This window comes from Actinomycetospora sp. (assembly GCF_055612215.1).
In genome coordinates this window covers 1-6879 of the sequence record NZ_JBVPVA010000724.1, presented here as the reverse complement: position 1 = coordinate 6879, position 6879 = coordinate 1, and the positions used below count along the sequence as shown (strand labels likewise).

6 protein-coding genes and 2 pseudogenes are annotated in these 6879 nt (G+C 72.0%); 5 read left to right on the top strand and 3 right to left on the bottom strand.

From position 1 onward, the window contains the following. Positions 1–619: 619 nt before the first annotated feature. The 4 genes and pseudogenes from AC0CYZ_RS19820 to AC0CYZ_RS19805 all read left to right on the top strand — a co-directional run. Positions 620–1144 (top strand): annotated as a pseudogene (locus AC0CYZ_RS19820) (polysaccharide deacetylase family protein); the annotation flags it as partial. 49 nt (positions 1145–1193) lie between these two features. After that, positions 1194–2378, top strand: a complete 1185-nt coding sequence (locus AC0CYZ_RS19815; RefSeq protein WP_472218439.1) for an MGDG synthase family glycosyltransferase — start codon at positions 1194–1196, stop codon at positions 2376–2378. Next, positions 2291–3301, top strand: coding sequence for a DMT family transporter (locus AC0CYZ_RS19810; RefSeq protein ID WP_472218437.1), 1011 nt, complete (start codon positions 2291–2293; stop codon positions 3299–3301). Before AC0CYZ_RS19815 ends, AC0CYZ_RS19810 begins: the two co-directional genes overlap by 88 nt. Positions 3302–3367: 66 nt before the next feature. Beyond that, positions 3368–4102, top strand: a pseudogene (locus tag AC0CYZ_RS19805) (ABC transporter permease). A 15-nt stretch (positions 4103–4117) separates the two neighbouring features. On the opposite strand, the gene AC0CYZ_RS19800 reads toward AC0CYZ_RS19805, so the two are convergent. The 3 genes from AC0CYZ_RS19800 to AC0CYZ_RS19790 form a co-directional block, all read right to left on the bottom strand. After that, positions 4118–4408, bottom strand: coding sequence for a hypothetical protein (locus AC0CYZ_RS19800; RefSeq protein WP_472218435.1), 291 nt, complete (start codon positions 4406–4408; stop codon positions 4118–4120). A gap of 347 nt (positions 4409–4755) precedes the next feature. Next, positions 4756–5409: a DedA family protein gene (locus AC0CYZ_RS19795; RefSeq protein WP_472218433.1), complete on the bottom strand. Its 654-nt coding sequence runs from the start codon at positions 5407–5409 to the stop codon at positions 4756–4758. After that, a complete protein-coding gene (locus AC0CYZ_RS19790; protein WP_472218431.1) occupies positions 5406–6020 on the bottom strand; it encodes a phosphatase PAP2 family protein in 615 nt (204 codons plus the stop codon). The genes AC0CYZ_RS19795 and AC0CYZ_RS19790 overlap by 4 nt, the downstream gene beginning before the upstream one ends. Before the next feature lie 203 nt (positions 6021–6223). Between AC0CYZ_RS19790 and AC0CYZ_RS19785 the strand changes: the two genes are divergently transcribed. Continuing rightward, positions 6224–6879, top strand: a 656-nt coding sequence (locus AC0CYZ_RS19785) for a response regulator transcription factor (RefSeq protein ID WP_472218429.1), incomplete at its 3' end; no start/stop codon positions are given.

Below are 6879 nucleotides of genomic sequence, written 5' to 3'. Positions count from 1 at the left end.
GTGCACAGGACCTTGATCAGCCAGAACCAGACGGTGACTTCCGGCACCTTGTTGAGCAACGTGCGCGGCGAGGCCGCCGCATGCTGGGATGACATGGCCGCGAAGCATCCGAATCACCCGTGAGAAGAACATGTGACACCGCGATGCTCTCCCGGCATACCCGACGGTGTCACCGGAATGAGAACGGTGGTTTCCCGGACCGGACACCCCAATGTTGGCGGCCACTCTCATCGTGCGAGGCGACCCCGATGTCGCACCGCCGAATCGCCCGGCTGGCGACGGCCGAGGCCGGCCGCGCTTGATCCGCTCATCGGCCTCACACCTTCCGTCGAGCACCGTGCGGTTCGTGTCTCGACCACCTCGCCGCCTCGGCGGAGCCGCCCTTGTGGGAGCCACCGCGACCCTGGCTGCCCTGGCTCACGCCGGGCCGGCCGTCGGGGCGATCGGACCGGTACGGCGGGCCCTGCTCCCTCGCTACGCCGGTCGGGCGACCCCGACCACGTGGTGGCACTGACCTTCGACGACGGCCCCACCACCTGTCCACCCCACGCTTCCTCGAGGTGCACGACGTCCGCGCCACCTTCTTCCTGCTCGGTTCCTCGCTGGCGCGGGACCCGCGGCTCGGGCCCAGATGGCCGCCCGGGGCCACGAGCTCGCCGTACACGGCTGGCACCACCGCCAGCTCGTCCGCCGCGGTCCCCGTGAGGTCCGGGAGGACCTCCGCCGAGCCCACGGCCTCGTCGGCGATGTCTCGGGGAGCACGCCACGCTGGTACCGCCCGCCCTACGGCGTCGCGTCGACGGTCGCGATAAGCGCAGCTCGGGAGCTGGGCATGACCCTCGTGCTCTGGACGGCGTGGGGGCGGGACCGGACCAGGACCGCCTCCCCAGACTCGGTCCGCCGAGCCGTGCTCCGCCCCCAACAGGGCGGAGGCACGGTGCTCCTCCACGACGCGAACACGTGTTCGGCACCCGGCTCGTGGTGGGCCGCAGCCCACGCGCTACCCGGGCTGATCCGAACCTGGACGCAAGCCGGCCTGCGAGTCGGACCCCTCGCCGAGCACGGCCCAGCTCTTACCCAGCTCCGACCCGGCACGCGGCGTCGCCTCGTTATACGCGGCAACCCTGGGGACAGTTCCCACTGATCCCGCCCGCCCGTCGGGCACCTCGGAGGTCCTCATCGTGTCCCTGTCGATTGCGTCCGACCACGACGCGTCGCTGCACCGCCTCGTCCCGCTCGCCGGCTCCCGGCGACGTGACACGACGCCGCCCACTACCGGAACGCCGGCGGGTCGGGTGCTCGTGCTGAGCGCGACCGTCGGGCAGGGCCACGAGGGCGCGGCGCGGGAGCTCGCCCGGCGGCTGACAGCGCGTGGAGTGCCGGTGGAGGTCAGAGACTACCTCGACGCGCTGCCCCCCCTCGCCCGCGAGGTCCTGCGGGACCTCTACCAGCCGACGGTCCAGTACGCCCCGGCGCTGTTCGATTCGGTCTTCCAGGGGCTCGAGCACGACGGCGTTCTCCGTCGCACGGCCGAGACCGTGTGCCGCTGGGCGGAGCCCGAGGTCGAGCGGTGGTCCCGGGACGCAGACGTCGTGGTGACCACCTACCCGCTGGCCGGCCAGACGCTCGGTGCCCTCCGCGAGCAAGGGCGGGTCGCGGTGCCGGCGATGACCTACCTAACCGACCCGGCCGCCCACGCGACCTGGTGCCACCCCGCGGTCGACCACCACCTAACGGTCACCACCGCCACCGCCCTCGATGCGCGCCGTTACGGGGTCGCAGCCCGGGCCACCGGCCCGCTCTGCGCGCCTGGCTTCGTTCAGGCCGGACGCTCGCGGGAGGCGGTGCGCGACGAACTTGGCCTCCACCGCGCCGCGCCGGTGGCGCTCATCAGTGCCGGCTCGTTGGGCATGGGAGCGATCCCGCGCATGGTGCGGGATCTCCTCGCCCACCCGCGCCTGCACGTGGTTGTTCTGTGCGGACGAAACGCCAGGCTACGGGGGCGGCTCGGACGTGACGCACGGGTGGCTGCCTTGGGCTGGCGTAACGACGTCAGTGACCTCATGGCCGCCTCCGACGTGCTGGTCCACAACGCCGGCGGCCTCTCGCTGACCGAGGCGCTGGCCGCCGGCCTCCCCGCGATCACTTACCTACCCATTCCCGGCCACGGCCGCGCCAACGCCGAGGTCCTCGCCGGGGCCGGAATCGCGCCGTGGCCCCACGACGCCCGCGAGCTCGCCGCGACGGTCGAGGACGTCATCGGCAAGCCCACGCATCGACACCGCACCTGGTGGCCCCAAGGCGCCGATCCGGCCGCGGTCGTCGCGGGCGTCCTGATGGCGCGGCACACCGCTCCACTTCCGGGCAGGGCCCAGTGAGCGGGTCTTTCCCGGCCGTGTCGTGCGCCCTCTCTGCGGCGACCCTGCTCGGCAGCGCCACCGTCGCTCAGCGACGCGGGATGAGTGGGCCGGGTGCTGAACGTAGGGCCGGGGGGCTGGTGTCGACGCTGGTGCGAAGCCGCTGGTGGTGGGCGGGGACCCTCGGCACGGTCGCGGGGCTCGGCCTGCAGTTCCTGGCGTTGGCGATCGGGTCCCTGATCGTCGTGCAAACGACGATGGTGACCAGCATCGTGATCACCGCACTCATGGAGTCGGTCCTGCTACGGCGGCGCCCTACCGCACGCCGCGCGACCGGCATGGTCCTCACCGCGGTCGGGCTCGCGGTCGTCCTGATCGCGCTGTCGCCCACGACCACCACTGTCACCGTGACCCCGTCGCCGACCTCCATGCTCGTCCTTGCCGGGGCGACGCTGGCCGTCTCGGCAGGCGCCGCATGGCGGGCGCGGGCGACGGCTGCAACCGGCACGGCGCTCGCGGCCGCGACCGGTCTGGGTTATGGCGTCACTGCCGTGGCGCTCAAGACCGTGGGCGGCGAGCTGGCCTCAGGATGGGCCGTGCCCCTCGCGCATCCCGCCCTGTGGACCGCGGTCGTGGTCGGGCCGCTCTCGGTGCTGCTGAGCCAGCACGCCCTGCAACGGGCCCGCTCGGTCGCCACGGCGGTCTCGGTGATCGTGGTGATCGACCCCGTGGTGGGCCTACTCGCCGGTCTCGCGTGGTTCGGGGAGCGTGTCGTCGCGACCCCGCTCTCGCTGGCGGCCGCCCTCGCCGCGGCCGTCGCGGTCGTGATCGGCATTGGGCTCGGACACTCGGGAGCCGGATCGCCCGATCCGCGTCGGAGCCCTGAACATGACGCGGCGTCGACTCACGCGATGACCTCAGTCGGGCGACGCGCCGTCTCGTGACACGCACATCGTGGGCGGGCGGATGAAAGGCGCGTCGGTCACCCTCGGGGTCTCGCGGTCGCCCTACTGGCGCTCGTCGGCATCGCAGTGGCCGCGTCGCTCCTGGGGCGGTTCGGGATCTCCCGAGCCCTGCTGACGGCGTCGGTGCGCGCTGGTGCTCCAGCTGGCCGTGGTCGCCACGATCATCGTGGCTGTCGTCCGCTCGTGGTGGCTGACCGTGGCGTTCGTCCTGGTGATGCTCGGCGTCGCCTCGCTCACCTCGACCCGTCGGATGACCCGCGACCGCAGCGGCTTGCTCGCCGCGGCGGCGATCGTCGCGGGAGTGCTACCGGTCCTCGCCCTCGTCCTCGTCAGCGGCGCCGTGCCCCTCACCGGCATCGCGGTCGTCCCCGTCGCCGGCATCGTCATCGGCGGGTCGATGACCGCCACGTCGCTGAGCGGCCGGCGAGCCCTCGACGACCTCGACGACCTCGACGACCTCGAGGCCCAGCGCGACCAGTACGAGGGCGCCCTCGCCCTCGGCGGACGCCGTCGCGATGCAGCGATGATTGTGTGCCGGCCTGCGGCGACCCAGGCGCTGTGCCGCCGATGGACCAGACCCGGTCGGTCGGACTCGTCACGCTGCCCGGCGCCTTCGTCGGCGTCCTCATCGGCGGCGGCAACCCGGTTCAGGCCGCGGCCGCACAGATCCTCGTCCTGATCGGGCTGCTCGCCGCCGAGACCGTCGCCGTCGCCTTCGTTCTCGAGCTCGTCGCCCGCGGCAGGCTTGTGCGCGCGACGACGGGGGCGCGCCGCGACTGAGCCCTGTGTTGAGGATCAGTGGTGCAGGTCTGTCTGACGGTGCCGCATGACCAGCAGGACCAGCGAGACGGCCAGGGCCACGGACCCGATCGACCAGACGACGACACGCTCTGGCTCGGCGATGACGCTCACGACGCCGTCGGCGAGGGCCGCGAGCCCGACGAGCACGTCGATAACCACGCCGGTGATGTGCAGGACCCGCGAGGAGGGGTCAGCTCGCAGCCGCCACCACGCGAGAGTCGCCGCGCACAGGAACGCGACTCCGACGAGGACGAGCAGCAGCGAAGCGGCGACGGAGGCGGTCACCGGAGCCACCCAACGAGCACGCTGGCCCGGCTCGGACCGGACACGGAGATCAAACGCATCACCCGATGATGGTCGACCGTCGATGTGCGGCCGATGAACGTCCCGGAGCTGACCTTCGACGTGCACCCTCGCTCAAGGGGCAGGAGACCCCCGAGCACGGTAAGCCACCTCGCCGTCGTTGGGCCGTACGGTCGCACGGGTGGACCGCGTTGAGCTACGCAAACGACGGTGAGCTGGAGGCAGCCATCGACCACCCATTGTTCGAGGGACGTCGTCCGCGAGGTGCCGCCCGGCCAAGCCGCCCGCCGGTGGCCCGTCGAGTGTCCAGAGGTAGGCGCGGATGACCGTCAGGTCGGGTCGCGAACGTCCACCCCGTCGGGCCGGTCAGAGGAGTGATGCTGCCGCCACGCCCTGAGCACCAACACGAGGACCACTGCTCCCGCGAGCACCACGGCGAGGACGACGGAGCCCACGCCGAGCCGGCGCGCGACAACCGGCCAGGAAGCTCCAGCGAGGTACCCCACGCCCACTATGGAGATCGCCCAGAGCGTCCCCCCGACCGCGTTCCAGGCCGTGAACGTCCGGCGAGGCTGCGCGGCGGCGCCCGCCGCCGCCGGGACGACGGCCCGGAGCACCCCGATCCAGCGGGCGACGAAGACCGCCAGCCCGCCGTGCCGGGCGACCAGTTCCTCGGCGCGGACCCAGCGCCGGGCAGTGGCGCGCCCGCCGATGTGTCCCCGCCTCAAGGCCGATCCGAAGGCCTGACCGAGTTGGTAACCCAATTGGTCGCCCAGGACGGCGCCTACCGCGCCGACGGCCATGACGCCGAACAGGTGCACACCCCCCAGGGCCGCGACCACTCCCGCGAGCAGCATCAGGGTCTCCCCGGGCACGACGAGGCCGATGAACGCGGCGGACTCTAGGAGCGCGCCGACACCCACGACGACGTACAGCCACGGACCCCGCACTGCAGACAGGACGGCGACCGGGTCGACGCTCACGTCGCCACCTGCCGCATCCAGGTGGTGTCGACAAACCCGAGGACGGCGACGACGAAGACGGCCAGGGACCACCCGGCGAACACGTCCGAGGGGAAGTGCACCGCGAGCACCACCCGGGACGCACCGACCGCGGCGACGAAGCAGCCACTCAGCACGCCGAGCGCAACGCGCGTGCGTTTGCCGATCGGGAACAGTTCGTGGCGGTGGACCAGCCAGGCGAGCAGCAGGAGCACCCCGGCCGAGAGCAGTGCATGGCCCGAGGGGAACGCGTACCCCTGGGCGGACACCCCCTGCCAGGCGACCGCCGGCCGAGCCCGCGCGACCGCGGTCTTCATCCCCACGTCGGCGAGGATCAGCACACCGATCCCGGCCGCCCCGAGAGCGGCGACCCGCCAGCGTGAGCGCCACACCGACCAGCCGACCACCATCGCGATCGCGGTCACCGCGACCACCGGGGCGCCGACGGCGCTGACCGTCCGGGCAGCCGCGACCAGGCCCGGAGTGCGATGAGTAACGACCCAGGCGATCACAGCCGGGTCGGCGACGGCCAGGCCGGTATCGGTGACGATTCCAAACCACATCGCCTCGAAGGCCCCCACGGCAACGATCACGCAGACCAGCAGGAGCTGAGCGGCACCGCGTGGCGCCCGGGGCGGCGCTGGGGCCACCGGACGAAGCGTCGACGAGGACATAGCGGTGAATGTGCGCGCCCGTCGATGTCAGACCGATGAGAGCACGAGACCGACACGTTCGGGGCTCGCCACAGAAGGAGTCCTCATCGGCTTCACATAGACCTCGCCTTACCGTTCGTCCCATGCGGGTCCTGGTGGTCGAGGACGAGGTGCGGATGGCCGCGCTGATCCGCCGGGGTCTGGAGGAGGACGGCTACGCCGTCGACGTCGCGACCAACGGCACGGACGGGTTGTGGCAGGCCCAGGAGTTCGTCTACGACGCGATCGTGCTCGACGTGATGCTGCCCGGCACCGACGGCTTCGAGGTGTGCCGACGGCTCCGGGAATCCGGCCGCTGGTCGCCCATCCTCATGCTGACCGCCCGCGCCGCCGTCGACGACCGTATCCGCGGGTTGGACGTCGGCGCCGACGACTACCTGGCCAAGCCGTTCAGCTTCGGCGAGCTCGCCGCCCGGGTGCGCGCGCTCATCCGACGCGGGGGCGTGGACCGCCCGACGGTGCTGCGGGTCGGGGAACTGGTCCTCGATCCGGCCAGCAGGCGGGCCTGGCGCGGGGAGGACGAGCTGACGCTCTCCACCAAGGAGTTCTCGCTCCTTGAGCTCTTCCTGCGCCATCCCGACCGCGTGCTGTCACGCACGATGATCCTCGAACACGTGTGGGACTTCGCGTACGACGGAGTCTCGAACGTCGTCGACCAGTACGTGTCCTATCTCCGTCGCAAGATCGACAAGCCGTACGGCAGCGACCTGCTCGAGACCGTGCGGGGCGCCGGCTACCG